At 57.7% G+C, this 25,932-nt stretch carries 28 protein-coding genes and 2 tRNA genes; 18 read left to right on the forward strand and 12 right to left on the reverse strand.

What is annotated here, in order from left to right; all coding sequences use genetic code 11:
• The first annotated feature begins 19 nt into the window (after positions 1-19).
• The 10 genes from tolR (at position 20) to thiD (ending at position 11,318) form a co-directional block, all read left to right on the forward strand.
• Positions 20-514: a protein TolR gene (gene tolR, locus GBCGDNIH1_RS18030; protein WP_025319025.1), complete on the forward strand. Its 495-nt coding sequence runs from the start codon at positions 20-22 to the stop codon at positions 512-514.
• 80 nt (positions 515-594) lie between these two features.
• Complete coding sequence (locus GBCGDNIH1_RS18035) at positions 595-1,569, forward strand: hypothetical protein (protein WP_011631812.1); 975 nt, start codon at positions 595-597, stop codon at positions 1,567-1,569.
• A gap of 104 nt (positions 1,570-1,673) precedes the next feature.
• The gene (gene tolB / locus GBCGDNIH1_RS18040; protein ID WP_011631813.1) at positions 1,674-3,032 is read left to right on the forward strand and encodes a Tol-Pal system beta propeller repeat protein TolB; all 1,359 of its coding nucleotides are present in this window, start codon (positions 1,674-1,676) and stop codon (positions 3,030-3,032) included.
• A 165-nt stretch (positions 3,033-3,197) separates the two neighbouring features.
• On the forward strand, positions 3,198-3,674 hold the full coding sequence (gene pal / locus GBCGDNIH1_RS18045; RefSeq protein ID WP_025319023.1) for a peptidoglycan-associated lipoprotein Pal: 477 nt from the start codon (positions 3,198-3,200) through the stop codon (positions 3,672-3,674).
• A 120-nt stretch (positions 3,675-3,794) separates the two neighbouring features.
• Entirely contained in the window at positions 3,795-4,652 is an 858-nt protein-coding gene (locus GBCGDNIH1_RS18050) for a tetratricopeptide repeat protein (protein ID WP_072564041.1), read from the forward strand.
• A complete protein-coding gene (tilS, locus tag GBCGDNIH1_RS18055; protein ID WP_011631816.1) occupies positions 4,639-5,940 on the forward strand; it encodes a tRNA lysidine(34) synthetase TilS in 1,302 nt (433 codons plus the stop codon). Before GBCGDNIH1_RS18050 ends, tilS begins: the two co-directional genes overlap by 14 nt.
• A gap of 150 nt (positions 5,941-6,090) precedes the next feature.
• On the forward strand, positions 6,091-8,016 hold the full coding sequence (gene ftsH, locus GBCGDNIH1_RS18060) for an ATP-dependent zinc metalloprotease FtsH (protein ID WP_025319020.1): 1,926 nt from the start codon (positions 6,091-6,093) through the stop codon (positions 8,014-8,016).
• Between the two features lie 9 nt (positions 8,017-8,025).
• A complete protein-coding gene (folP, locus tag GBCGDNIH1_RS18065; RefSeq protein WP_011631818.1) occupies positions 8,026-9,072 on the forward strand; it encodes a dihydropteroate synthase in 1,047 nt (348 codons plus the stop codon).
• Positions 9,073-9,126: 54 nt separating this feature from the next.
• Positions 9,127-10,500, forward strand: coding sequence for a phosphoglucosamine mutase (gene glmM / locus GBCGDNIH1_RS18070; protein WP_011631819.1), 1,374 nt, complete (start codon positions 9,127-9,129; stop codon positions 10,498-10,500).
• Positions 10,497-11,318 (forward strand): bifunctional hydroxymethylpyrimidine kinase/phosphomethylpyrimidine kinase, encoded by an 822-nt coding sequence (gene thiD, locus GBCGDNIH1_RS18075; protein ID WP_011631820.1) that lies wholly within the window; start codon positions 10,497-10,499, stop codon positions 11,316-11,318. The genes glmM and thiD overlap by 4 nt, the downstream gene beginning before the upstream one ends.
• Before the next feature lie 13 nt (positions 11,319-11,331).
• Here thiD and GBCGDNIH1_RS18080 read toward each other — a convergent pair whose 3' ends face one another.
• The 3 genes from GBCGDNIH1_RS18080 to gpt are packed head-to-tail and all read right to left on the reverse strand — an operon-like array spanning position 11,332 to position 13,305.
• Positions 11,332-12,321, reverse strand: coding sequence for an extracellular catalytic domain type 1 short-chain-length polyhydroxyalkanoate depolymerase (locus GBCGDNIH1_RS18080; RefSeq protein ID WP_011631821.1), 990 nt, complete (start codon positions 12,319-12,321; stop codon positions 11,332-11,334).
• Between the two features lie 34 nt (positions 12,322-12,355).
• A complete protein-coding gene (locus tag GBCGDNIH1_RS18085; RefSeq protein ID WP_011631822.1) occupies positions 12,356-12,835 on the reverse strand; it encodes a hypothetical protein in 480 nt (159 codons plus the stop codon).
• Positions 12,835-13,305 (reverse strand): xanthine phosphoribosyltransferase, encoded by a 471-nt coding sequence (gene gpt, locus GBCGDNIH1_RS18090; protein WP_025319018.1) that lies wholly within the window; start codon positions 13,303-13,305, stop codon positions 12,835-12,837. Before gpt ends, GBCGDNIH1_RS18085 begins: the two co-directional genes overlap by 1 nt.
• A gap of 139 nt (positions 13,306-13,444) precedes the next feature.
• Between gpt and GBCGDNIH1_RS18095 the strand changes: the two genes are divergently transcribed.
• Entirely contained in the window at positions 13,445-15,040 is a 1,596-nt protein-coding gene (locus GBCGDNIH1_RS18095) for a gamma-glutamyltransferase family protein (RefSeq protein ID WP_011631824.1), read from the forward strand.
• Here GBCGDNIH1_RS18095 and GBCGDNIH1_RS18100 read toward each other — a convergent pair.
• From GBCGDNIH1_RS18100 to GBCGDNIH1_RS18110, 3 genes are all read right to left on the reverse strand, one after another.
• Positions 15,034-15,753 carry a DUF1045 domain-containing protein gene (locus tag GBCGDNIH1_RS18100; protein ID WP_011631825.1) on the reverse strand — a complete coding sequence of 240 codons (720 nt, stop codon included), beginning with the start codon at positions 15,751-15,753 and terminating at the stop codon, positions 15,034-15,036. The two genes, GBCGDNIH1_RS18095 and GBCGDNIH1_RS18100, sit on opposite strands and share 7 nt — an antisense overlap.
• Before the next feature lie 5 nt (positions 15,754-15,758).
• Positions 15,759-16,931 carry an alpha-D-ribose 1-methylphosphonate 5-triphosphate diphosphatase gene (locus tag GBCGDNIH1_RS18105; protein WP_232449686.1) on the reverse strand — a complete coding sequence of 391 codons (1,173 nt, stop codon included), beginning with the start codon at positions 16,929-16,931 and terminating at the stop codon, positions 15,759-15,761.
• An 84-nt stretch (positions 16,932-17,015) separates the two neighbouring features.
• A tRNA-Asn gene (locus GBCGDNIH1_RS18110) sits at positions 17,016-17,091 on the reverse strand.
• A 197-nt stretch (positions 17,092-17,288) separates the two neighbouring features.
• Between GBCGDNIH1_RS18110 and GBCGDNIH1_RS18115 the strand changes: the two genes are divergently transcribed.
• The 7 genes from GBCGDNIH1_RS18115 (at position 17,289) to GBCGDNIH1_RS18145 (ending at position 21,776) form a co-directional block, all read left to right on the forward strand.
• Positions 17,289-17,372: transfer RNA gene (locus tag GBCGDNIH1_RS18115), tRNA-Leu, on the forward strand.
• A gap of 42 nt (positions 17,373-17,414) precedes the next feature.
• A complete protein-coding gene (locus GBCGDNIH1_RS18120) occupies positions 17,415-17,612 on the forward strand; it encodes a hypothetical protein (protein ID WP_025319015.1) in 198 nt (65 codons plus the stop codon).
• Positions 17,613-17,630: 18 nt separating this feature from the next.
• Positions 17,631-18,497, forward strand: a complete 867-nt coding sequence (locus GBCGDNIH1_RS18125; RefSeq protein ID WP_011631828.1) for an aminotransferase class IV — start codon at positions 17,631-17,633, stop codon at positions 18,495-18,497.
• Positions 18,494-19,153 carry an HAD family hydrolase gene (locus tag GBCGDNIH1_RS18130; RefSeq protein ID WP_011631829.1) on the forward strand — a complete coding sequence of 220 codons (660 nt, stop codon included), beginning with the start codon at positions 18,494-18,496 and terminating at the stop codon, positions 19,151-19,153. The genes GBCGDNIH1_RS18125 and GBCGDNIH1_RS18130 overlap by 4 nt, the downstream gene beginning before the upstream one ends.
• Positions 19,154-19,263: 110 nt before the next feature.
• Positions 19,264-19,545 carry an RNA chaperone Hfq gene (gene hfq, locus GBCGDNIH1_RS18135; RefSeq protein ID WP_011631830.1) on the forward strand — a complete coding sequence of 94 codons (282 nt, stop codon included), beginning with the start codon at positions 19,264-19,266 and terminating at the stop codon, positions 19,543-19,545.
• Positions 19,546-19,563: 18 nt separating this feature from the next.
• Positions 19,564-20,946: a GTPase HflX gene (hflX, locus tag GBCGDNIH1_RS18140; protein ID WP_011631831.1), complete on the forward strand. Its 1,383-nt coding sequence runs from the start codon at positions 19,564-19,566 to the stop codon at positions 20,944-20,946.
• Complete coding sequence (locus GBCGDNIH1_RS18145) at positions 20,943-21,776, forward strand: inositol monophosphatase family protein (RefSeq protein WP_011631832.1); 834 nt, start codon at positions 20,943-20,945, stop codon at positions 21,774-21,776. Before hflX ends, GBCGDNIH1_RS18145 begins: the two co-directional genes overlap by 4 nt.
• Here GBCGDNIH1_RS18145 and mazG read toward each other — a convergent pair.
• From mazG to GBCGDNIH1_RS18170, 6 genes are all read right to left on the reverse strand, one after another.
• Positions 21,767-22,585: a nucleoside triphosphate pyrophosphohydrolase gene (gene mazG, locus GBCGDNIH1_RS18150; protein WP_011631833.1), complete on the reverse strand. Its 819-nt coding sequence runs from the start codon at positions 22,583-22,585 to the stop codon at positions 21,767-21,769. The two genes, GBCGDNIH1_RS18145 and mazG, sit on opposite strands and share 10 nt — an antisense overlap.
• Entirely contained in the window at positions 22,572-23,765 is a 1,194-nt protein-coding gene (locus GBCGDNIH1_RS18155; protein ID WP_196768645.1) for a hypothetical protein, read from the reverse strand. The genes mazG and GBCGDNIH1_RS18155 overlap by 14 nt, the downstream gene beginning before the upstream one ends.
• A gap of 112 nt (positions 23,766-23,877) precedes the next feature.
• Positions 23,878-24,045, reverse strand: coding sequence for a hypothetical protein (locus GBCGDNIH1_RS24760; protein WP_011631835.1), 168 nt, complete (start codon positions 24,043-24,045; stop codon positions 23,878-23,880).
• Positions 24,046-24,158: 113 nt separating this feature from the next.
• Positions 24,159-24,344, reverse strand: a complete 186-nt coding sequence (locus GBCGDNIH1_RS18160; protein ID WP_025286587.1) for a hypothetical protein — start codon at positions 24,342-24,344, stop codon at positions 24,159-24,161.
• Between the two features lie 61 nt (positions 24,345-24,405).
• Positions 24,406-24,936 (reverse strand): HPP family protein, encoded by a 531-nt coding sequence (locus GBCGDNIH1_RS18165; protein WP_025286588.1) that lies wholly within the window; start codon positions 24,934-24,936, stop codon positions 24,406-24,408.
• Between the two features lie 131 nt (positions 24,937-25,067).
• Positions 25,068-25,904 carry a hypothetical protein gene (locus GBCGDNIH1_RS18170; RefSeq protein ID WP_011631838.1) on the reverse strand — a complete coding sequence of 279 codons (837 nt, stop codon included), beginning with the start codon at positions 25,902-25,904 and terminating at the stop codon, positions 25,068-25,070.
• Positions 25,905-25,932: the final 28 nt, after the last annotated feature.

Genomic DNA, 25,932 nt, shown 5'->3' on the forward strand with positions numbered 1-25,932 from the left:
TGTCAGCAAGGAATTTATCATGGCGATGTCAGTAGGCGGCGGTAACGGACGCGGAAAAGGGCGTTACCGCCCCATGGCCGAAATCAACGTGACGCCGCTGGTTGACGTCATGCTGGTGCTGCTGATCGTGTTCATGGTGACGGCACCGATGCTGACTTCCGGCGTCAATGTCGATCTGCCCAAGACCAATGCCGCACCGGTCAATCAGGACAACACCCCGCTGACCGTGTCGATCAAGCCGGATGGCAGCGTCTATTTCCAGAACGATCAGGTGCAGCTTCCCGAGTTGGTCGCCAAGCTGCAGGCCGTGGCGCAGGACAACAAGGATCGCCGCATTTTCGTGCGTGGCGACAAGGATGTGAACTACGGAACGGTGATGCAGGTGATGGGCACCATCACGCAGGGCGGTTTTACCAAGGTGGCGCTGCTGGCTGAACAGCCTGGCCCGGCAGTGGCTGGTTCGGACGCAAAAACTGCGCCTGCTGCCTCTTCTGCCAAACCCGGCAAGCGTTGATTCTCTGAAGGTGATGGCAAACACACGATGAGGGTGTTCCTGCGGGATATGGTCATGGCCGGAGCGGTGGGGAGGGTGCCATGCGGCGCATGAACCCCTCGCTGAGCCGTGGGGCTGCGATTTCCTTTGCCGTTCACGTGCTGGTGCTGGCCATTATCATGATCGGGATTCCGTTTACGCCGCCCCCATCGCCGCCGGAAGACAAATCGGTCGAAGTGGAGTTCGAAGGGCCGGCGCAAACGGCGCGGAAAGCGGAGCAATCCGGTCAGGTTGCTGCGCCGGCTGACCGGGAGGATAACGACGAAAAGGAAACGGCGACTCAGCCGCCAAAGCCGCAGCCGACGGAACCTCCACCCCCGCCACCTCCCCCTCCGCCGCCTCCGCCGACCTCGGCGCCTGCTGCGCCTTCGCCGGTGCAGCCGGAGCCGCAGCCTCCGCGTGAGGAAAGCCCGGAGCCGTCGCCTGTCGCACCGCCTCCGCCGCCTGCGCCTCCGCGGCCGGTGCAGCAAGCCCAGCCTGCGCCGCCATCGCCGATTCCTCCGCCGCCGAAGCCTGTGGAGGCGCCGCCGAGCAAGACGCATCAGCCGAACGAGACCAAAAATCCGGCTGCTGACAGCCCGGCCAATGAAAATACGCTGGAGAAGGCGCTGGCCAAGCTTCAGAAGCAGACCAAACCGCCGACGGCTCACCCCAATCCTGCATCAGGGGCAAGGCGAAATGGCGGAGGGTCACCGACCTCTGATGACACTGCCTCGCTCAGTGCCGTGCAGCGTGGTGCGGTGGGTGATCGGGTGCGCGAATGCTGGACCATTGATGCCGGGGCTGAGAACGTGAAGGATTTCTCGGTTATCCTGGATGTCGATACGCGTCCGGGGGGTATTGCTTATCGCGCCACGATCGATCCGGCAGAAGCGGGTAAAATGAGTAATCCGGTGTTCCGTGCCTTTGCTGAACGGGCCAGACGGGCGGTACTGGACAGCCGCTGTGCAACTTTACCATTGCCGTCGGAGCTGGCCGGAAAACCGTCATCTTTCAAATTCCGTTTCAGACCATGAACCAGCCGGGCTTGGAACGTGACAGACTTGGAACGTGACAGGCTTGATGCTCTGCCACACAAATGCCTGCCTAACAGGGCAAGATCCTTCCAGGAGGAATCGCAATGACGCATGAAGACCGTATCCCGGACCGCATAGCCGAGCAGCTTATGGGGCTGCGGCGGCGTGATATGCTGGGCTTTTCCGCTGCGGCGCTTGCCGCACCGCTGGGTTTTGCAGGTCCCGCTATGGCCCAGCAGGCCGCGGGCCAGTCTGCCGTCATTGATGTGGATCGCGCCCGGACTGCCCCGATCCCGATCGCCATTCCGTCTTTTGGAGGCGGTTCCCAGCTTGCGCAGGATATGGCCGGTGTCATCGCTGCCGATCTGGAACGCAGCGGACTGTTCCGCATCGTGGCACCCGGTGCCTATCCTCAGCAGAGTGGGGATGTGCCAAACTTCCAGAGCTGGGGAGCCATCGGTGCGCAGGCGCTGGTGACGGGCAATGTTTCCGGCAGTGGCGGCAGCGTGCGCGTTGAATTCCGTCTGTGGGACGTACTTCCGCAGCAGCAGATTCAGGGTACAGCTTACACCACGACATCCGGTAACTGGCGCAGGATCAGCCACATCATCGCTGATGTGATTTATGAGCGGATGCTGGGCGAAAAAGGCTATTTCGATACCCGGATCGTCTATGTCTCCAATACCGGGCCACGCACCAACCGCACGAAGCGGCTGGCGGTCATGGATCAGGACAGTGCGAATAACCGCTATCTGACCGATGGCAGCTGGATGGTTCTGACGCCACGTTTTCATCCTACGCGGGATGAGATCGTCTTCATGAGCTATGCCAATAACCGCCCGCGCGTTTACACGTTCAACCTTGCCACGGGCGGCCAGCGGATGCTGGGCGAGTGGCCGGGCATGACCTTTGCGCCGCGTTTCTCGCCTGATGGCTCCAGTGTGGTGATGTCGATGACACGGGGAGGCGGATCGGATATTTACGTGGTCGGCCTTGGTGGCGGTGGTCATCGTCAGCTTACAAATTCCGGCTCGATTGATACCAGCCCGTGTTTCAGCCCGGATGGCAGCCAGATCGTGTTCAACTCCGACCGGGGGGGCGATCAGCAACTTTATGTCATGGGGGCCGACGGCTCCGGTGTGCGGCGCATCAGCTTCGGCAGCGGACGTTATGCGACACCGGTCTGGTCTCCGCGCGGTGATCTGATCGCGTTTACCCGGCTTGGCTCTTCGGCCTGGAACATCGGTGTCATGAAACCCGATGGCTCAGGTGAACGTATTCTTGCGCAGGGATACGATGTCGAAGGGCCGACTTTCTGCCCCAATGGCCGTGTGCTGATGTTCTGGTCTGCTTCCGGCGGTCGGCAGAAGCTCGTTTCTGTCGATATTACTGGCTTTAATGAACGTCCTGTTCCAACACCGACCGATGCCAGTGATCCTGCCTGGTCGCCTTTGGCTGGATAAGATTAAAATCTGGAGAGAAGTCGTTTAGGTGCTGGTGAAGATATTGACCGATTGCGTAATGATTCGATAATCCGCCTGGCAAGACGTGGCGGGATCAATCCTGTTCGCAAAAAAACCGGGAACGCACGTAAACAGCCTGTCAATTTGTGTAGGGATACAAAAGCAATGAACTACAAGCTTTTCGGCGCGATGGCCGTTGTCGCCCTTCTGGCGGCGTGCTCCGGTAGCGATCAGTCTGCCAATCAGGGCGGTGCAGGTGCTTCCACCACTGCGACCGGTGTTGTTCCTGGCAGCCAGGAAGATCTGGTCCAGAACGTTGGTGACCGCGTATTCTATGCGTTCAACCAGTCTTCCCTGAGCACCGATGCCCAGGGGACTCTGGATCGCCAGTCTGCCTGGCTGCAGAAATACCCGCAGGTGAGCGTGCAGGTTGCCGGTAACTGCGATGATCGCGGCACCGAAGAATACAACCTCGCCCTTGGTCAGCGTCGTGCCAATGCCGCCCGTGACTTCCTGGTGGCTAAGGGCGTCGCCTCTTCCCGCATCACCACCATCAGCTACGGCAAGGATCGCCCGACCGCTGTTGGCGATGACGAACAGGCATGGGCGCAGAACCGTAACGCCATCACCTCGGTTCACTGATAACAGGATCGTGTCGTTGTGAAGGCAGCAGGGCTCTTCACCCTCTTGCCTTCTGGCGGCAGACAGGATCAGGTCAGGAAGCAGTGCTTCCTGACCTTTTTTGTTTCCCGGAGGAATTCCATGAAGCCCATGGCTAGGCCGTTGCTGGCTGCGATCCTTGTGGCGGGACCAGCTTTTCTCGCTGCCCCTGATACTGCGTCTGCGCAGATAGAGAGCCGCGAAGGCATTGCCCTGCAAAACCAGATTCTGGAGCTTCGACAGCAATTGCAGGAGCTGGGCAGTCAGGGCCGAGGCAATATCGTTACGACTGCTCCTGTCCAGTCGCAGGGCAATGTGAACGGTGATCTGCTGGCTCAGCTTCTCCAGCGGGTGCAGACTTTGGAAGAACAGGTTCGCACGGTGCAGGGTCGTATCGACGATCTCGATAACCGCATGAAAACGCAGTCCGATGAGCTGGCCAAGCAGATGGAGGATCTGAAATATCAGCTGGGGGGGGCGAATGGTAGCAATGCCCCTTTAGCCGCACCCCGCGCTAGCGGGGCGCAGAGTGCTGAAAGCAGGCCGGTAACTGCGCCGCCGCCACAGACGGTGGCGCCGGCACCGACGCCCCAGCTTTCGTTGCAGGCAGGATATTCCGCACTGGCGCGTCGTGACTATGCAGCGGCCGAGGCAGCCGCGCAGCAGATTCTGAGTAATCCTCGCCATCCCCATGCGTATGATGCCCAGTATTTGTTGGCTCAGGCTTTGGCCGGACGACGGGACTGGCAACAGGCCGCCCTGACCTACGATACGGTCTATAAGCGCAACAAGACGGGGGCGCATGCGGCGGAATCCCTGCTTGGACTGGCCAATGCTCTGGGGGCTATCAATGAGAAACCAGCTGCTTGCGCGACGATTGCCAAACTTCAGAAGGAATTTCCTTCTGCTGCAACCGGTACCAATGTGAAGGCGGCCAGGCTCCGCTATGGCTGTTCCTGAAAACCAGCAATCTGGCTTGGAGACTGAAAGTCGGTATCATGATCGGGTCACGCCATCCGCGTTCGCGGAGGCAATGGCCCGGATTGTGCCACCGGTATCGCAGCGGGTCGCTGTGGCGGTGTCCGGTGGATCGGATAGTCTGGCTCTCGCCCTGTTGGCAGCCAGGTGGCAGAGGTCCCGCGGTGGTTCGGTTCTGGCACTGGTGGTTGATCATGGACTCCGCCCGGAATCGGCTTTTGAAGCGCAGCTCACGCTGGAGCGGCTGAAAACACAAAAAATTGAAGCCCGTTTACTCCGGCTGACCACGCTCCAAAGGGGCAGCGCGATCGCAAGCCGAGCCAGAGCCGCCCGTTATGATGCGTTGATTGGCGCTTGCCGGAACGAAGGCATCATTGATCTTTTGCTGGGCCATCACCGGCAGGATCAGGCTGAAACGATATGGATCAGACAACAGGCCGGCAGTGCCGTCATGGGCCTGGCAGGAATGGCACTGCTCCGGGAAGCAGCTGATATCCGCCTGTTGCGTCCTCTACTTGCTTTCAACAAAGCGTCTCTGAGGAATGTGGTACGCGATTATGGTCTGGACTGGGTAGAAGATCCGTCCAATCACTCTCCTGCCGCAGGGCGCACACAGGCGCGAGAAGTCGTGGAGCGGGATGGCCCGCAGCAGGACCAGCTGCTGGAAATGGCCCATCACGCAGCCATGACCAGACGTGTGCAGGAGCAGACGATTGCACAGGAACTCGCTGCAACTGTGTCTTTTCTGCCCGAAGGATATGCGCTGGTCAGTGGAAACACTCTGTCATGTCCCTCCCTTGCGGCTGTTCTGGCGGCAGTCAGCGGAAGAAACTACCGCCCCCGTCATGCCCGGCTGACGCCTTTCCAGCATGGCTTGCGACCCATGACGTTGGAAGGCATCCGGGTGCTGCCTGCGGGCCGCCTGCCTGGAGACTGGCTGATCGTTCGTGAGCATGCTGCGCAACAGGCCCCCATTGTTGCAAAAGACAGAGGGCTTTGGGATCAGCGTTTCCGTATCCACGATCCGTCGGGAGATGCAGAGGCAAAAGGCTTGTCCCTCGGTGCGCTTGGCAAGGACGCGAAGCTGTTCCGCTCACGCGATGGCCTTCCTTCGGCCATTTTGCAGACACTCCCCAGCTGGCGGCATGGAGAGAAACTGATAGCGGTGCCGCATCTTGGTATCTTGAGAAGCGATCCGGGTGCGACAATTTGTCTCAGCCCGGCGCAGCCAGCCACTGGAGCCTTGTTTCAGCCTGCTATCATGGGCTGAAGGGTCCGCCAATCCGCAGTTATTAGTGGCAAGGGGGTGCGCTGGATAAAAAGAGTGCTTATGTTGGCACAGCTGACAAAATCCCTGAGCGGATGCAAGCAGCAGATGATTTCATTTTAGGGCCTGCTTTCGCCCCGGGACGCACTGATGATGGGTAATTTCGGCCGTAACCTGGCCTTATGGGTGGTCATCGCTCTGCTTCTGGTTGTGCTGTTCAATCAGTTCCAGCCGGGTGGCGGAAAGCCGCCGGAAGCGCAGATCGCCTACTCGGACTTCATTGGCGAGGTTAATGGCGGTCGGGTACGGAGCGTCACGATCCAGGGACATAATGTGTCCGGTTCGATGACGGACGGCAAAGCATTCCAGACCTACACTCCCGATGACCAGAGTCTGGTGCAGCATCTGACCGACAAGGGTATCAGGGTGGTGGCCAAGCCGGAAGATGGGGATGTTTCGCCGTTCCTGCATTACCTGTTGTCATGGTTTCCGTTCCTGCTGCTGATTGGCGTATGGGTTTTCTTCATGCGCCAGATGCAGTCCGGTGGCGGGCGGGCCATGGGTTTTGGCAAATCTCGCGCCCGCATGCTGACCGAGAAGCAGGGGCGTGTAACCTTTGAGGATGTCGCCGGTATTGACGAAGCAAAGGGTGAGTTGCAGGAAATCGTTGAATTCCTGAAAGACCCACAGAAATTCCAGCGTCTGGGCGGCAAGATCCCCAAGGGTGTTCTGCTGGTCGGCCCTCCCGGCACTGGTAAAACGCTGCTGGCGCGCGCCATTGCCGGTGAGGCGAACGTTCCATTTTTTACGATTTCCGGGTCCGACTTTGTGGAAATGTTTGTCGGTGTCGGCGCCAGCCGTGTGCGTGACATGTTTGAGCAGGGCAAAAAAAATGCACCCTGCATTATTTTCATCGACGAGATCGATGCAGTCGGACGTCATCGTGGTGCCGGTCTGGGTGGGGGCAATGACGAGCGGGAGCAGACCCTGAACCAGATGCTGGTGGAGATGGACGGCTTCGAATCCAATGAAGGCGTCATTCTGATCGCTGCCACCAACCGTCCCGACGTGCTTGATCCGGCGCTGTTGCGTCCTGGTCGCTTCGATCGTCAGGTGGTCGTGCCGAATCCGGACGTGGCCGGGCGGGAGAAAATCCTTCGCGTGCATATGCGCAAGGTGCCGCTGGCCAGCGATGTCGATCCCAAGGTGATCGCACGCGGCACCCCCGGTTTTTCCGGTGCCGATCTCGCCAATCTGGTCAACGAGGCTGCGTTGCTGGCGGCGCGTCTGTCCCGCCGCACTGTCTCCATGGCCGAATTCGAGGATGCCAAAGACAAGGTCATGATGGGGGCTGAACGCCGCTCCATGGTCATGTCCGATGCCGAGAAGCGCATGACGGCCTATCATGAGGCAGGCCATGCGCTGTGCGGTATCTATGAGCCGGACAGTGATCCCCTGCACAAGGTCACTATTATTCCTCGTGGTCGGGCGCTTGGTCTGACCATGAACCTGCCGGAAGGCGACCGTCTGAGCTACTCCAAATCCTATTTGCTGGCGAAACTTGTGCTGACAATGGGTGGCCGTGTCGCGGAGGAGCTGATTTTCGGCCCCAATCAGGTGTCCAACGGTGCTTCCGGTGACATCAAGCAGGCTACGGACATCTCCCGCCGCATGATCACGGAATGGGGCATGAGCGATAAGCTCGGCATGATTGCTTACGGTGATAACAGCCAGGAGGTCTTTCTGGGTCATTCGGTGACCCAGTCCAAGAACATCTCCGAGCATACGGCCCGTGAAATCGAGGCCGAGGTCAAACAGATGATCGACCGTGCCTATGCGCGCGCAAGGGAAATCCTGACCCAGCATATCGATGAACTTCATCTGCTGGCCCAAGGTTTGCTGGAATATGAGACCCTGTCCGGTGAAGAAAGCCGCATGGTGATGCGCGGCGAGAAGATCGAAAAGAAAGTTGTGGATGAACCGATGCCGGAAACACGTCGGTCTTCTGTTCCCACAACAAGCCGTCCGGCGACGCCTCCACCCGGTGAAGGGTTTGGGGCAGCCACTCAGCCGGGCTGACAGGCTGAGATGATGCGCCATCAGGAGGCGGGAGCACATAAGGACATTCTTGCTCCCGTCGAGCCGCTTGGGCTGTTGAATGCAGAGGCAGCGCGTCTGGCTGTATCGTCAGGTGCGGCGGTGCCTTTTCTCGGCGGTCCGTTGGCATTTTCTCTATATAGAAAAGGTGATTCCGTTTTTCCTGCGAGCCGGCTGGAAGAACCGGAAAGGAAGAGACTGACAGCCCTCCGCCCCCGCTGGGCCGGTTTTGCGCGACCGGCCATTATGGGCATCATCAATGTCACGCCAGACAGTTTCAGCGATTCCGGTGATCGCTTCGATGTTGGTCGTGCCGTTGCCGATGCAGAAGAGATGCTCGCTCAGGGGGCCGATATTCTGGATATCGGGGGGGAAAGCACCCGTCCGGGCAGTGTTCCCGTGCCCCCTGAAGAAGAACAGCGGCGCATTTTGCCGGTCATCAGCGCTTTGGCAGCCAGAGGGGCGGTGATTTCTGTCGATACGCGCAATGCCTCCACCATGCGGAAGGCGTTTGATGCGGGGGGGCGTATTTTCAATGATGTCTCCGGCCTGACGCATGATTCTGCTTCACTTCGTCTTGCGGCGGAGGCTCAGTGTCCCGTGGTGCTGATGCATATGCGCGGTACACCGGCGACGATGATGGATGGCGCCAACACCGCCTATGAAAACGTGGTCGAGGATGTTTTTTACGAGTTGCAGCATCTGCTGAACGAAGCTGAAAAAGCAGGTATCCGTCGAGATAATATCGCCCTTGATCCCGGGATAGGCTTTGCCAAGCTGAACCGTCACAGCGTGGCTTTGCTGGATCGGTTGCCTTTGCTTGCTACACTGGGTTGTCGCCTGCTGATTGGCGTATCGCGTAAAGGTATGATTGCGGCACTGGCCGGGGACAGGACTATTCCTCCGAAACAGCGTATGCCCGGTTCGGTGGCAGTTGCTTTGCACGCCCTATCGCGAGGGGCCGATATTTTGCGGGTTCATGATGTGGCCGAAACGGTGCAGGCCGTCAAAATCTGGATGGGATTGGAGGCTGGTTGAAGCGATGAATACCGAAACCCGTCTATGGGCTGATGGCTTCGGCTTTGATCCGACATGACGCAGAAACGTCTCTTCGGAACCGATGGCATTCGTGGTACGGCGAATACCGCCCCCATGACGGCGGAAATCGCCCTGCGGGTCGGACAGGCGGCAGGGCTGCTGTTTACGCGCGGCGATCACCGGCACCGGGTGATTATCGGCAAGGATACCAGACTGTCGGGATATATGATCGAACCGGCGCTGACGGCTGGTTTCATTGGTGCGGGCATGGATGTGACCCTGGTCGGGCCATTGCCGACACCGGCTATTGCGATGCTCACCCGCTCCCTGCGGGCTGATCTTGGCGTCATGATCTCGGCATCCCATAATCCTTATGAGGATAACGGTATCAAATTGTTCGGGCCGGATGGTGAAAAACTGTCCGACGCGACCGAGATGGAAATTGAGCGACTGCTTCATGCCGATCTGTCCGGCCAGCTTGCTGCGCCTGCCGCACTTGGCCGGGCTGCCCGTCTTGAAGATGCAGCAGGACGTTACATCGAAAGCGCCAAGTCAACCTTTCCCAAATCGCAACGTCTGGATGGTCTGAAAATCGTGCTCGACTGTGCCAATGGCGCGGCCTATCGCGTTGCGCCGACGGTGCTGTGGGAGCTGGGCGCAACGGTGATCCCGCTGGGTGTCAGTCCGGACGGGTTCAATATCAATTCCGGCTGTGGTTCGACGGCTCCGGATTATCTATGTGCTCAGGTGGTGAAGCACGGCGCTGATCTGGGTATTGCGCTTGATGGCGATGCGGATCGTCTGCTGGTCTCCGACGAGCGCGGGCATCTGGTGGATGGGGATCAGATCATCGCATTGATTGCCAGAAGCTGGTCTGCCAGCGGTCGTTTGCGCGGTGACGGCGTTGTGGCGACGGTCATGTCCAATCTGGGGCTGGAGCGCTTTCTGAAAGCAAACGGGCTGATCCTGGACCGGACCCGTGTCGGTGACCGCTACGTGGCCGAGCAGATGCGGGCAACAGGCCGCAACATCGGTGGTGAGCAGTCTGGTCATGTCATCCTGTCTGATTATGCGACCACCGGAGATGGGCTGATTGCTGCGTTACAGATCCTGTCCGTTTTGGTGGAGGAGGGAAGACCGGCCTCTGAGACATGCCGGGTATTTGCTCCTTTGCCACAGAAACTGAAAAACGTGCGCTATCATCGGGATAATCCGCTTCTTCATCCCAGAGTGAAGCAGGCGATTGCCGATGCTGAAAGCGGCTTGAACGGGCATGGGAGACTGCTGATCCGACGCAGTGGAACGGAGCCGCTGATCAGGGTGATGGCGGAGGCGGAAGATGAAACCACCGTCATCCGTATCGTCGATGAGTTATGTGATATTATTGCTGTGTCAGCAGAGTCTGAAACACAGGTGCATTTGTCATGAAAGGGCGTGTGCTTTCAGTGGCTGGCTCGGATTCCGGTGGAGGGGCCGGTATTCAGGCTGATATCAAAACCATTACGGCGCTGAATGGTTATGCTTTGACAGCATTGACTGCGTTGACGGCGCAGGACACTCAGAATGTTCATGCCACGCTTCCGGTGCCTCCCGATTTTGTGGCTTTGCAAATCCGTTTTGCTCTGGGTGACCCTGGTGTCGATGCTATTAAAACCGGAATGCTGGCAAACGCAGCGACTGTGCAGGTGGTGCTGGATGAGATCAAAAACTCTGCCAGACTGATGACTACCCGGCTTCCTTTGGTGGTCGACCCTGTCATGATCGCAAAGGGAGGAGAATCCCTGCTTGATCCTGAGGCTGTTGCGCTGGTGCGAGAGGGACTGGTACCTGCGGCTTCTGTGCTGACCCCCAATCTGCCGGAAGCATCAGCCCTGACAGGATTATCCGTGATTGATGAAGCCAGCATGAAACAAGCCGGTCAGTTTTTGCTTGAGAAAGGGGCCCGTGCGGTATTGCTCAAAGGTGGGCATTTGCAAGGACCAAAAGTCGTTGATCTGCTCATGACACAGGATGGCGTCAAACGCTACGAGGCACCCAGAATTGAGACGAGGCATACGCACGGAACCGGCTGTACGCTGGCCAGCGCGATCGCAACCGGTCTGGCACAGGATATGACGCTGGAAGATGCCGTGACCCGCGCGATCAGCTATGTCAGGGCGGCCATGATCAGGGCTCCCGGTTTTGGGGGCGGCCACGGTCCGCTGAACCATGCCATTACCGTCAATCGTCTGACGCGCTGGGATTGAGATTCTCGCAGCTTTAAGCTTTCCAAAGACCGGCAGCATGGTCGGCAGCATCAACGCCCGCAACCGGCTGCACGTATGGATCGCTTGCCGCCTGCCATGGTTGGTTAGTGGGTATGGCGTGCCCAAGGCCGGGAACAAGATGCAGTGATACCAGCGTTTCACCATCTCGTTGCCAGTTGATTCCCTCCAGCCTTGCAGCCTGCTCAGGTAACATCTCTGTCTGCATATGATGCGGAAGACGGTGTAGACTGAGAAACTGCCTTGCCAGCAATCCGGCATTCAACGGTGAAACTACCCCGTCAACCAGCCCGTGCCAGATGCTGATGCGCGGCCAGCGCGCTACATTGGATGGTGCAAGGACTCGTGCGCAGGCTTCCAGATACTCATCACTGTAAACGGGCAGGCCTTTTTTCATCAGCGACAGGGCACCAGCAGGTGTTTTGACGACATTGATGGGCAATCCCGCAAACAGCATGCCGGACGCAAATATGTCCGGATAGGTTGCCAGCATGGCAGCAGCCATGGCTGCACCTGCGGATAATCCTGCAATATGTATCCGGTCAGGATCAACCGGATACGTTGTGCAGGCGTAACGTATCATGGAAAGAATCGAGATGGCTTCCCTGCCATGGCTGCCAATATCTTCAGGCCGAAACCAGTGGAAGCATCCAGCCGTATGATTGGTTCTGGACTGGACAGGTAAAATAAGAGGTGCATTGAGGCGTTCCGCCAGGGTGATCCAACCGGATGCGGCGGCAAATGCCTCGGCATTTTGCCCGCATCCATGCAGCAAAATCAGAAGCGGGCAGGGTTTCTTTTGTTGTCGAGAGGACGGAGGATAGACAAACATATTCAGTCGGCCCGGATCAGGACCGAAATGATCGATCCTGACAGGCCTCTTTTCCAGCAAGGTGGCTTGCTGGATGAGCGGAGACGGCGCTGCCTTTTGCAACAGTTCCGCTGCATGACGCGCTGTCCGCACCCATGATCGAATCAGTTTCATGTATCAGGAACAGCCGCGGCTCGATCGGATTTTTTCACTGAGTCGGAAGTTGTTTCCAGTAGGATTTGAAAAACCCCCGGCTGTCCAGCTTGGCCTCATGCGGAGAACGCAGTGGCTCTTTCCCTTTGCAGGACCAGGTGAAGGGAGAATTGTGGCCAATGACATACATAGGGACGAAATCCGTATCCGGATGTCCCTGGCACCATTCCGTAATGGGACCGGGTGTACCAAGGGTTACATCCGCCTTTCCACAGGGCAGATTGGCTCCTGGGCTGCATATCCACACGGCATGATCCATGCAGCGCCATTGCAGCATGGAAGAGGCATGCGGTTTCAGATCGAACAGTGCATCCCCCTTGGTATGAAGCGAAGAAGGGATCGGGCGTACTGTATCATTGGTGCCGATGGATTTGCAGTACGCCACCGGATCCTGAACACCGTCTGCCGCCCTGGCCATGCTGGAAACCAGTGTCAGAAGGCTGATGGCTGCAAGGGAGGATTTTAAAAGAACCATTACACTGTCTGCTTTTTGATCGGGGCGACGAATTGAGGCTCCGTGTCCCACGGGAACAGGATCCATGTATCCTGAGACACTTCAGTCACGAATGTATCAATATCGTCTTTACCGTCAGGCTTGGCGTAAAGACAGGCGAAATGTGCCTTGGGCAATAATGTCCGCACTGCACGCAGTGTGGTGCCGGTGTCCACCAGATCATCGATCACCAGAAAACCGGTCCCATCACCGGCCGCGTCAGGCATTTTGGTCACTACAGGCACACCGCGTGCTTCATCTTCATAGGTCATCACCGACACACTTTCGACCAGGCGGCATTCCAGTTCCCGGGCGATAATGGCAGCCGGGATCAGGCCGCCGCGAGTGACGGCGACGATCCCCTGCCAGGGCTGTTCGATCAGCCGCCAGGCCAGCGCCTTGGCATCCCGGTGAAGCTGGTCCCATGTGACTGTGTAATAGCGTTCGGCCATCGGATGATCCGTGTTGCAAATGCCACGGTTCTGTCCGGGCTGGACGATTTTGGCGGTGCCGGCAGAGGCAGACAAGTCCGGAATGGACCTTCCTGCCCGAAGCATTGCCATCCATCATACAGGGCGGCACAATTCCCCAATGCGCGATTTTCATTTTCCCGGCCGCAGCCCGGCCATTGGCGGCGAAGGAATGGCCGCGACCTCCATGCCTGCTGCGACTCTTGCAGCGCTGGATGTGCTGAAAAGCGGTGGGAATGCAATGGATGCCGCGATTGCAGCGGTCGCCGTTTTAAGCGTGATAGAGCCGCAGGCCACTGGAATCGGTGGAGACTGCTTCTGCCTGTACGCCCCTGCCAGCGGTGGAGTGCATGCGCTGAACGGCTCTGGTCGCTCCCCGGCGGCCCTGACGCTGGAGGCGCTGGAGAAACAGGGCATCGCCATGCTGGCGCCAACCTCCGCGCATGCGGTGACCATTCCTGGTTCCGTGGCGGCGTGGGAGGCTCTGCTGACCAGATTTGGCACGAAAGGGCTGGATACGCTGTTGCAGCCCGCTATTGCGTTGGCTGAGCAGGGCATGCGGGTTCACGCCCGTGTCGCGCTCGACTGGAGCCGGAACGAGGACAAGCTGCGCAATACAGGGGCCTATTCTTTTCTGCCTGACGGCCATGCACCATCCATGGGGGATCTGTTTCGTCAGCCCGCTCTGGCCGAAACGTTGCGTGTGATCGCAAGGCAGGGTGCACGCGGATTTTATGAAGGTGCGATTGCTGCCGATATGGTGGCCACATTGCAGGCCAAAGGCGGCCTGCATACCGAGGAGGATTTCGCGGCCGGCCTGACAGCACCGGAATTTGTCACTCCGATCCATCGGGCATGGAAAAACTATGAGGTCTGGCAATGCCCGCCGAACGGATCGGGCCTGTTGGTGCTGATGATGCTGGGAATTCTGGAGGGGTTTGAGCATCCGCCAGAAGGTCCATTGAGCGCGTTACGGTTACACCGGCATGCCGAGGCAGCGCGGATGGTCTATCGCGACCGCGATGCGTTTCTGGCTGATCCCGCGCAGGTTGCTGTGCCGCTGGAGCGGCTGTTGAGTGATTCTTATCTCACCGCGCTCCGTGGCCTGATTGATGACCAGAAGGCAACGACAACCCTGCCGGCTGCGGGTGAAACATTGCTGCCGAGGCATCGGGACACGGTGTATCTGTCTGTTGTTGATCGCTACGGCAATGCGTGCAGCCTGATAAACTCTCTGTTCAACGATTTTGGCTCGGGCATTCTGGCCGGGCAGAGTGGTGTATTGCTGCAAAATCGAGGGCTTGGATTCCGGCTGGAACGCGGACATCCGAACTGTGTCGGTCCGCGCAAACGACCCATGCATACGATCATTCCGGGGATGCTGATGAAAGATGGTCAGGCTGTTATGCCTTATGGCGTGATGGGCGGCCATTTCCAGCCGATGGGGCAGACCCTGTTTCTGACCAACATGCTGGAATTCGGGATGGATGTTCAGCAGGCGCTGGACTGCCCCCGTTTGTTTCCGTTCCGGGGCAAGCTGGAAATCGAACGCGGTATTCCGGTCGAGGCACGCACAGCGCTGACCGCGTTGGGCCATGATCTGGAGGAAATCGAGTTCCCGCATGGTGGCGGACAGGGCATCTGGATCGATCGCCAGCGCGGTGTTCTGCTGGGTGGATCAGACCCACGCAAGGATGGGTTGGCGATGGGCTACTGAATCGCTCTCGCCAGTGGAAACCTGGCCAGCACCGAAAAATTCCGGTCCGGAGTTTCCTGCCGATAAACACAGAGCGCATCGACCAAGCGGATTTTGTCCAATGCGGCTAAGAAATATTTCTCAGCCGCAGACTGGATTTCTGGAATGGCAGAGACAGGCAATTTTTCACTGAGTGTCATGTGAAAACGCCACTCATCCAGCACATCGGGATAGCCCCATTGCTGGAGCATGGCCTCTCTGGCCGGTGAAAGCGGCCATTGCCTGCGTCTGGCGAGTTCTTCATCTGTGGGTGGCGCCCGGAAGGGGTCGAGCGCGATGACACAGTGATCACACAGCGCCCGTAATGCGGATGAGGGACTCTGTTCGGTCAGAGCCATAAAACCCTGCACTGTGGTGACGCTGAGCGCTGGCATAGGAAAAACAGGGATCATGCCTGCAAGGGCTTCTACCGCTGCCAGAAACTCCTTTTCGTGATATCCGGCCTTCAGCCTGATGGGAGGCTTCAAGGTCGCATGGAACCCGTAGCGACGCGGTGAAGCCGTCAGGGCGGCCCATTCTGCGGATGACAAGCCGGGCAGGGCAGGCTGAAGCAGGGTCTCGTCTGTGAGCGGATCACGACCCAGCCAGCGGCATCCCGCCTGCCATAGCGGATCGGCGGGATCAGGGGCATAGTAGATCGCGTATCGCGCTATGTTGGCAGTGGTGGAGAGCATAGTTATCACGCGACGCGCTCGCCCTGACGCCATACGGCCCGCACCACGGGTGTTCCCAGATGTACATGGACCCGCACCAGATCGGCCCGAAGCCCCGGGGCGATCCTTCCACGGTCGTGCAGCCCTGTCATGGTGGCAGGGGCTTCGGTGACAAGCCGGATCGCGGCGGGAAGATCAAGACATGCAATGGAAGCCGCCATAAAGGCTGCTTCCAGCATCGCAAAAGGCACGTAATCAGAGGCCAGTGCGTCGATCAGCCCGTTCTGAAGCAGTTCGGCGACGGAGACGTTGCCGGAATGCGATCCGCCGCGCACGACATTGGGAGCACCGCCGATAATCGCCATCCCGGCGGCACGGGCGGCCTGGGCGGCCACCAGACTGACCGGAAACTCGCTGATTTTAACACCATCGGCCGTGTTTTCAGCAATTTCCTCTTCGGTGCGGTCGTCATGGCTGGCGAGGGCTACTCCCCGTGGCCGTAGCAAGTCGAGAATCGCATTACGATTCGGCCTGCGCAATGTGCTGCGTCTGGCCTGTGCCTGTTGGATCTGGTTTTCAGTCTCCTCGACGGAATATCCATCGCTCTGCAGGAGTGCCCGGTAGCGGGTCAGGTCGGAATATTGGCCATAACCGGGAACATGATCCATCAGGCTGGCCAGTTTCAGTCTGGGATGCTCCGCCAGTGGCCTCAGCATATCCAGCGTATCGGGAGCAGGCATCTCACAGCGCAGATGAAGAAAATGCTCCGCCTTGAGCATGTTGCCGGATGTCAGGGTATCGAGATCCTTCACCCCATCCCGGCAGGTCAGCATTCTTTCTTCCTCGAAGCCGAGATTACCGAGGCAAAGACTATCGAACACGGTGGTGATACCGGCCGCGACACATTGCGCATCATGAGCCAGAAACGCCGACACGGATGGAAAACGGGCATTTTGCCGCGGCAAAACCTGGCGTTCCAGATTATCGGTGTGCAGATCGATCAGGCCTGGAATCAGCAGGTCACCTTCCAAATCTTCCCCTTCTTTACCGAGGGAGGAATCGGAGCCGATCGAAGAAATAACACCATCTGCAATGGTGATGGAGGTCTCCACGACGCGATCAGGGAGCACGATCCGGGCATTGGTCAGCACAAGGGAATGCATCTCCCCTAGGTGCACCAGAATCCCTGTATCCGCCAAGATCAAGAATCACGGGAAATAATAAATCCTCGTCCATCATAAGGATTTATCAGCATTAAGATCAATTTTGGGGGAATGAAGCACTGGCTCCCGGAGTAGGACTCGAACCTACGACCCAGCGGTTAACAGCCGCTTGCTCTACCAACTGAGCTATCCGGGAACAGCGTGGCGGTCATATAGCCGGGTCGATCCGGCTTGCAAAGCCCTCTTCGCCAAAAAATATGACATTCAGGTTTTGCCGGGGATGGGCTGGCAAAAAATAAGCGATACCGGTATTGTCCGACTGCCCGTTATGGTTCAGGTGATCCAGCCTGTGGTTTCGGATTGATGGTCCGGACAGGCCGGATCGCGGCAGGGGCGAGAGTGGCGGAACGGTAGACGCAGTCGACTCAAAATCGACCGCCGCAAGGCATGGGGGTTCGAATCCCCCCTCTCGCACCAATATCCCGGCCAAAACCTTCCGGCATGAAGGGAGCCTGCAGCATGCGGCATTTCATCAGCGACATGCGCTTTTTCATGGATCGTATCCATCGACCACAGGCCATTCTGCTGGCTATCTGTATTGTTTGCGCCACGATCTCAATCGTCACGGCATCTCTGGATGGTCCTATCTGGATGACAACATTGTTCGGCGTACCGTGTCCGTTTCTCTTTTTTGTTGTCATTGCCATGATCGTCTGAGCGGACGTTGATCGCTTCATGGCACGTATTGCGTATGTGAATGGCCGCTATCAGTCACTCCGGCAGGTGGCCGTCTGTGTTGAGGATCGCGGCCTGCAGTTCGGCGATTCGGTATATGAGGTTATCTACGTCGCCCATGGGCGGTTGATGGATGCGGGACTGCATCTGGCGCGTCTGCGCCGCTCCCTGGATGCATTACGTCTTCCGTTCGTATTTCACGAATTATCTTTGATGGCGGTGTTGACGGAAGTCGTCAGGCGAAACCGGCTCTCTTCCGGGCTGCTCTATATCCAGATCACCCGTGGATATGCGCCCAGGGCGCATGCGTTTCCCGACGGTCAGGCGCAGCCCACGATGATCGTGACGGCCCGATCAGTGACATCCTGCCCGGCTCATACCGAAGGCTGGGGTGTTTCCGCCATCACTCTGCCGGATGATCGCTGGGCGCGTTGTGATATCAAGACTACCAACCTCCTTCCGAATGTTCTGGCGCGGCAGCAGGCGAGGGAACAAGGCGCTGCAGAAGCGATTCTCTATGACCGGGACGGAAACGTGACCGAGGGAGCCGCCACGACGGTATGGGCCGTGGGTGCGGATGGTGTGCTGAGGACAAGAAATCTGGATTGTTCCGTGTTGCCTGGCTGCACGCGGGAGATTCTGAAAACGGATATTCTTCCAGCTCTCGACGGGTTGTCCGTGCGGGAAGAACCGATCGCGCTTCATGAGCTGAGGACTGCGCGAGAGATTTTTCTGACCAGTGCAACGAGCTTCGTGAAACCGGTGCTGCGGCTGGATGGTTTGGCGGTCGGCGATGGAACGCCAGGCCCTGTGGCACGCCATCTGCTGCATCATCTGTCGCTTCATTTCGACAAACAGGTACCATGACCGACGATCGACCGGATGCCATCCTGTGGGACTGGGACAACACTCTGATCGACGGCTGGGCTGCGATCGCCTCTGCCCTGAATACTGTGTTCCGTCATTTCGGACGTCCGGTCTGGACAGTAACCGAGACGAAAGCACAGGTCCGAGGTTCAGCCCGTGATACCTTTCCCGCTATGTTCGGAACACGATGGGAGGAGGCGCGGGATATTTTCTATCATACACTTTCGGCCAGTCACCTCGATCATCTGAAGCCCATGCCGGGGGCTGAGGACATGCTGCGTGCAGCCTCCCTCTGGCCGCAGGCGGTGGTATCGAACAAGGCGGGAGATTTTCTGCGTCGGGAAGTCGCCCATATCGGATGGGAGCCTTTTTTCGATGCGGTGATCGGTGCCGGGGATGCAGCGGCGGACAAACCCAGTGCGGCCCCCATTCTGATGGCGCTTGAGCGCATGCGCTATACCGGGAAACGTAGCAAGGTCTGGTATGTCGGGGATACTGCTTTGGATATGCAGGCAGCCCGCGCCGCCGGATGCACTGCCATTCTTTTGGGCGATGCCGCCCATGACGGGGGAATTGCCCGGGCTATATTTGATCATCATGTTCAGGATGGGCATGCATTGGCTGCCATGCTTACTGTATTGCATGGCAGGCCCTGACCCAGCTTGCCAGCGCTGCGGATGCCCCGCATAATCAGCTTCAGCCGGTGCGAAGCCGTATCATTCCACGGGCACCTTAAAACAACAAAAAAAGAAGGGAAAACAGAGCCATGGCCAGTGAAAAGTCCCAGAACGTTCAAGATGTCTTTCTCAACCACGTGCGCAAGAGCAAGACACCGGTGACGGTATTTCTGGTCAATGGGGTCAAGCTTCAGGGTATTATTACCTGGTTTGACAATTTCTCTGTTCTCTTACGCCGTGACGGGCATACCCAGCTTGTCTATAAACATGCAATCAGCACCGTGATGCCTGGTGCACCCATTCAATTGTTCGACGCGACCAAGCCGGAAGGCGATTTGGGCCGTGATACGGCTGCCTATTCCGACGAGTAGAATGCCGCGTCAGAGGATATGGCAATTCAAGATTTTTCTTCGACTGACCATTCAGCCAATTCTGTCTCCTCCGGCCCGGCCAGGGCAGCGGTCATTCTCCCATGGGAAAAGCCAGAGCGGGGGGATAAGGTAGAACGGCTGGACGCAGGCCGCGCTGCCGAGGCTCGGTTGGCCGAGGCCGTGGGGCTTGCAGCCTCTATCGGCCTGGTGGTGGTGCATAGCGGTGTTCTGCCGCTGCGTGCGCGTCGCCCTTCGACCCTGCTGGGCGAGGGACAGGTACAACTGACCGGCCAGGCACTGGCAGGTCAAAACATCACGGTTGTTATCGTCGATGCAGCCCTGACCCCGGTGCAGCAGCGAAATCTGGAACGGGCCTGGAACACCAAGGTCATCGATCGGACCGGTCTGATTCTGGATATTTTCGGTGAGCGTGCCGCTACACGCGAAGGTACTCTGCAAGTCGAACTGGCACATCTGGAGTATCAACGCTCCCGTCTGGTGCGGTCCTGGACCCATCTGGAGCGTCAGCGCGGTGGTTTCGGCTTTCTCGGTGGTCCCGGTGAAACCCAGATCGAGGCTGACCGTCGTCTGATTACCGACCGGATCGTGAAGCTGAAACGCGAACTGGAACAGGTGCGCCGAACCCGTGGCCTGCATCGCACGGCCCGGCAGCGTGTGCCTTTTCCTGTCGTGGCATTGGTAGGCTACACCAATGCCGGTAAATCCACACTGTTCAATGCCATGACCGGTTCCACCGTTCTGGCAAAAGACCAGCTTTTCGCTACCCTTGACCCTACCATGCGTGGATTACGCCTGCGTTCGGGACGTCGTGTCATCCTGTCAGATACGGTCGGTTTCATCAGCGAGCTGCCCACCGAACTGATCGCCGCTTTCCGTGCCACATTGGAAGAGGTGGCCGAGGCCGATGTCATCCTCCATGTTCGGGATGTTTCGCACCCGGATACGGCGGCACAGCGTCATGATGTGCAGCTGGTTCTGGATGGAATGGTCCGTGATCATGATCTGGATGCCGATTGGCGCGGCAGGATGATCGAGGTATTGAACAAGGCTGATCTGCTCGGCGGAGTTGAGCATGTCAGCGTGGCGCCGGGCAGTGTGGCTGTCTCCGCCATCACCGGCGCCGGACTGGATGAGTTGCAGGCTGTTATTGATGCCAGAATTGCCGCCGGCCTTACCATCGCGCATTATTCTGTTCCTGCCGCGGATGGTGCGGCCATGGCATGGCTGCATGAGCATGGAGAAGTTCTGGACCGTCAGGATGATGCTGAGAATGGCATGATCGCCGTTACCGTTCGTTTGCGCCCGGCTGATCAGGCCCGTTTTGAACGTCTTCATAAAGCGCGCCCGGTAGTCGATAAACAGGATGCTTCAAGCCAATGACCCGTCTGACCGTCGCGCAGATTGAGACTGTCGCCGGTATTCTGGCCGAGGCATCAGTTCGGGAGATTATGCCCCGTTTCCGTCGGCTGTCAGCAGAGTCGGTGCGGATGAAAACCGGCCCGCTCGATCTCGTGACTGATGCGGATGAGGCAGCGGAGCAATGGATTACACAGGCATTGCTGCGACAGTTTCCATCTGCCCTTGTGGTCGGTGAAGAGGCCGCCGCCAAAACGCCGTCCCTGCTGAATGCACTGGCGGATACTGATCTGGCTTTCGTGGTAGACCCGATAGATGGCACTTCCAATTTTGCGGCAGGTTTGACCCTGTTCGGCTGCATGGCAGCGGTGCTGAGTCGGGGTGAGATCATGGCCACGATCATTCATGATCCAGTTAGCCGCGATACCGCCTTTGCTTTTCGGGGAGAGGGGGCATGGATCAGCTTTCCGGACGGCACGCGTCAGGATCTGCGGGTTGCGGTCTCGGTACCGGTTGCGGCCATGACCGGCGCTGCATCATGGCGCTTTATGGCCGAGCCACTGCGCAGTTCCGTCTGTCAGGGTATGGCGCAGGTTGCACAAAGCTTCGATTTTCGTTGTGCAGCCCATGAATATCGTATGCTGGCAGGTGGCCACTGCCATTTTTTATTGTTCAATCGCCTGATGCCTTGGGATCACGCCCCTGGTGTGTTGCTGCATCAGGAAGCCGGTGGATATTCTGCGCAGTTCGATGGTCGACCATACAGCCCGCTACGGCATGAGGGCGGATTACTTTGTACTCCCGATGCCGAAAGCTGGCATCGTCTGGCGCAGGCATTGCTGGGTCAGGGCTGAGAAACTTCGCGTTCCCGCTTTTTGACAGCCTGCCACTCTGCCTCCATGGCATCCAGCCCGGCATCGGCCGGAGACAACCCTTTTTGGGCCAGTGATGCTTCCACTGCGTTGAAGCGACGCTCGAATTTTGCATTGGCAGCCCGCAGGACAGTTTCAGGGTCCAGGCGCAGCTTGCGGGCGAGGTTGGCCATCACGAACATCATGTCCCCCAGCTCATCTGCCAGCCGTTCAGGATCGGCCGAGGGTAATTCGGCACGCAACTCCGCCGTTTCCTCGGCCAGTTTTTCCAGCACGGCATTGGCATCAGACCAGTCAAAGCCGACCCGTGCGGCCCTTGCCGTCAGCTTTGCGGCTCGGCTGAGGGCAGGCAGGTTGGTCGATATACCCGCCAGCACACCTGTTTCCGCCTTGGCCAGCCGTTCCGCCTGTTTCCTGGCTTCCCATGCTGCCGTTCCGTGACCGGATGTGGCAGGGTCGCAATCCTCCGGTGCGAACACATGAGGGTGGCGGCGAATCATCTTGTCAGTGATGCCCTGAGTGACAGAAGCGAAGTCAAAACTGCCTTCTTCGGATGCCATCTGGGCATGGTAGACGACTTGAAGCAGCAGATCCCCCAGCTCATCCTGGAGTGCCGCGCGGTCACCACGGCTGATGGCATCTGCCACCTCATAGGCTTCCTCAATCGTGTAAGGTGCAATGGTGGCGAAGCTTTGCTGGATATCCCATGGACAGCCTCCCTCAGGATCGCGCAGGCGACGCATGACGTTTAGAAGGGAGCCAATCGCGGCAGCCGGATCAGTGTTCGACATGTAATAACGCCAGAAAAACTTCGATCATGATCAGCAGGATGACGGCGACTTCCAGCATTTGTCCACGGCTGCCGGCAGCTTCTTCATAGAGGGCCGAATACGTATCCCGCACGATGTCCAACTTACGATCCACGGCTGCACTGACGGCCTTGACGCGGAAAAGATCAAGGGCCGCGCCATAAATACGAGCCAGATAGACGTCTTCCGTCACCTGAAGCGCATTATCGACCCGCTCGGTCAGCTCCGTCACCTCTGCCACCAGCGTATGAAAGCGCCGGGCCAGAGTTGCAAAACGGCGGGGTGCATACATATCGAACCGCTTCCGGGCTGCTTCTACCATATTATACATACGGGGAAGCTCGGCATCGAGCAGCTCGTCATAGAACCGCATCTCCAGCAGCTGGGCATTGGCGACTTCCAGCACATCCAGAATATCACTGTCACCTCGGGCATCGATAATGAAAGCTCGGTCCCAGGTCAGGATGACCAGATCATCTTCGTAATAGGAAAAGCGCTGGCGCAGCAGATCACGCCGTGCCTGTTGGGAGAGAGGGCGGGTTTCGCCGGAAAGCAGGGCGGCGATGTCAATTTTTGTATCCAGCGCGTCAATACTGATCGGTTCATTGAAATGGCGGACAAAAGCGATTTGGTAATCTTCCTGCAAAGAGCCATCTGTGGGTTTTTTCCAACAGGGCAAAAGGGTTTTACGCAGAGTAGACAGGATATCGCGCCAGACCGTCGCTGTTTCCTCATTATCCAGAACCGTAAATATGCCGTCATGGAGCGCCACGAAATCCTGCCAGAGCATATCCGTGACAGGCCGCCGTATTTCAATGACGAGAGCGCCAAAATCATACAACCGGACGGCGACCGCCACTTCATGCGTTGCCAGGCCAACAACCAGATGCCGGATTCCGAGATCAATGGTCAGTGGAGGATTGCCGAATGATACCGCTTTGGGAGAGGTCGTGCTGAGGCTGGCACGGGCAGGGCGTGACCTCTCATCTGATTGGCGTTGCAGCCAGAGTCGTTCTGCCTCTTTCAGGTCCATTTCGTAGGCGACGTCGACAAGACGCAAGGCAATAATATCGCCCGTTACTGTCAGACCGGAAGAAGCGGAGACCGGTGGGGCAGCCGGAAAAAGCATTGCAGAGTCTGAAGGCGACATGGTGGCTGGCACGTAGTGAAATCCGGAACTGTCACAAAGCAGCACGTTGTATTGTGAACGCGCAACAGGTCATCAATCAAGTGTGCTTCTTGTGACAGTTCCGGAGCAAGCGGCTAACGACTGCTCAATCCAGATCCTGTGCCTTTCCAGCGTCGCGGTGGTTAGGGTCTTTCCCTTCCAGACGCAGCAGAAAGCGATGATAGCGTTCCATCACCACATCTTCACTGGTGCCGCTGACGGCTGCGGCCGTTGCCAGCAAGGCAGCGATCAGATCACTTGTTTGTGGGGTCATAGCGGCACCTTTTTTTGCTGTTTCGTTCTTTCCAGAATGGACAACAGATGCCGGAACGACAATTAAATAAGGTTATATTTCTTTTTTAAGTATTGTGATAACGGCTGCTCGCTCTATTTGTCGTGGGTACGCTCTGCACGTTCCCAGAACGCTTTCATCGGGCCAGTATCTGGATCATGCCCTGTGACACGTTGGGCAAAGCGCAGATAGCGCTCTATGACCAGCTCTTCACTGGCCTGCCCGATCGTCGCCGCAACGGTCAGCAGCGCGGCCGTGACATTTTTATCATCGCTATCCATATCAATTCCCTTATCTACCGTTGGCTGACTGTGTGCCAGATCAGGGTGCAAATGCAACCAGCTACTGCATGGCGGTCTCACTTTTAGCTGTCAGATCAGGGTTACCGCTGTGCAGCACGGGATAAGGGGTACCGCTGAGCTTGTGAAAGCAGGCTGCAATGGCTATAAGGGCGCATGAGCCGGTCAGAATGGGCACAAATGCAAAGCTCATATCCGGATTTAGAGCGAAGATAACAAGCGGATTGGCCCCGGCTGGCGGGTGGGTCATACGCAGAACGGTCATCAGGGCGATGGCCAGACCGACACCAAGGGAAGCAGCCCACCATGTGTTCGGTAGAATAGCCAGTAACGCCAGACCAGTCAGCGTGGATACAAGATGACCACCAATGACGTTGACGGGTTGGGATAATGGACTATGAGGCACCGAAAACAGCAGAACGCTGCTGGCCCCGAACGGTGCAATTAACATCGGCAATTCAGAATAGGCTGCAGCTGCTCCTATCGAGCCAACTCCAAGCAATCCTCCAATACCTGCCAGAATCGCGGCGCGGGCTGGCTGGGAGGGTTGGTGGCGAATAAGAAAACGACGCATGCCCGAGAAGACCCTGCAAAAGCGAACATTTTTGGTGCAAACTATGTACATTTTTATAGCAGGGTGACCAATTTATATCAAATGTCGCAAGCGCTGTGATAACGGTCCGGGTTCAGGCCGGAATGATCAGATCAATGGGCCGCGTATCGCAAGCGATGACGCTCCAGCGTTTTTCTAACCCCTTCCAGTGCCTGCAAGACTTCTTCCTGAAAATCAGTCCCCTGCAAATGGTGGATGTCGCTATGTGCGGCACAGACAACGGGCGTATCCCGCCACTGCCGTGCAAGGCCGGAGGCCCAGCGTATATAGCGGTCAGCAGCATCGGCGTTTTTCTGCAGGGCTTTTCCCAGCAAAGGATGAAAAGTCAGCTGGGGAGATGGCAGAAACCGCCTGAGGATAGGAGGTATTTTCACAACATTCAGAGTATCATCAACGTGCACGATGCCGCTGGTGCGATGCCGTGCCAGAACAGAAGCCGTATGGACCCTTGGGTTGGTTGAAATAAAATCGATTCCTTCCGGCACTGAGAATTCGAGATCATCGCCAAAAAGCTGTTGTACCTCCCTGTCTTCAATCAACCCGGTTTCCCAGTTAAGATCTGGCCAAATTTCCCGGTGTCGCCGTGTCCCATACAGGCGGGCATGGGGAAAAAGCCGATGGATGGAAGCACAATGAAGTGTGTGGAAAGGATGAACATTGAGGATGGCATCGATAGCTTGCCCATGATCTGTCATCTCGGACAGAGCTTCATAGTGCTCGCCGCTGATAGTGTAGCTATCGAGCAGGATGAAGTGCCCGCTCCTTCTGCGTATCACTGACATATGGGTGCCTACATCGTATAAACCAGCCAGTTTGAAGCTGCCCCTTACAGTCCAGAAGTCGGAGCTTATCTGCTTCATCGATGAATGCCGCCTGATGGTGAATGGACCCAAGCGGACTGCAACAGTGTATAATTCGGAAAGTTGCATAAGAATTTTTGTTCTTATGCTGGAAACT

The organism is Granulibacter bethesdensis CGDNIH1 (assembly GCF_000014285.2).
GTDB lineage: Bacteria > Pseudomonadota > Alphaproteobacteria > Acetobacterales > Acetobacteraceae > Granulibacter > Granulibacter bethesdensis.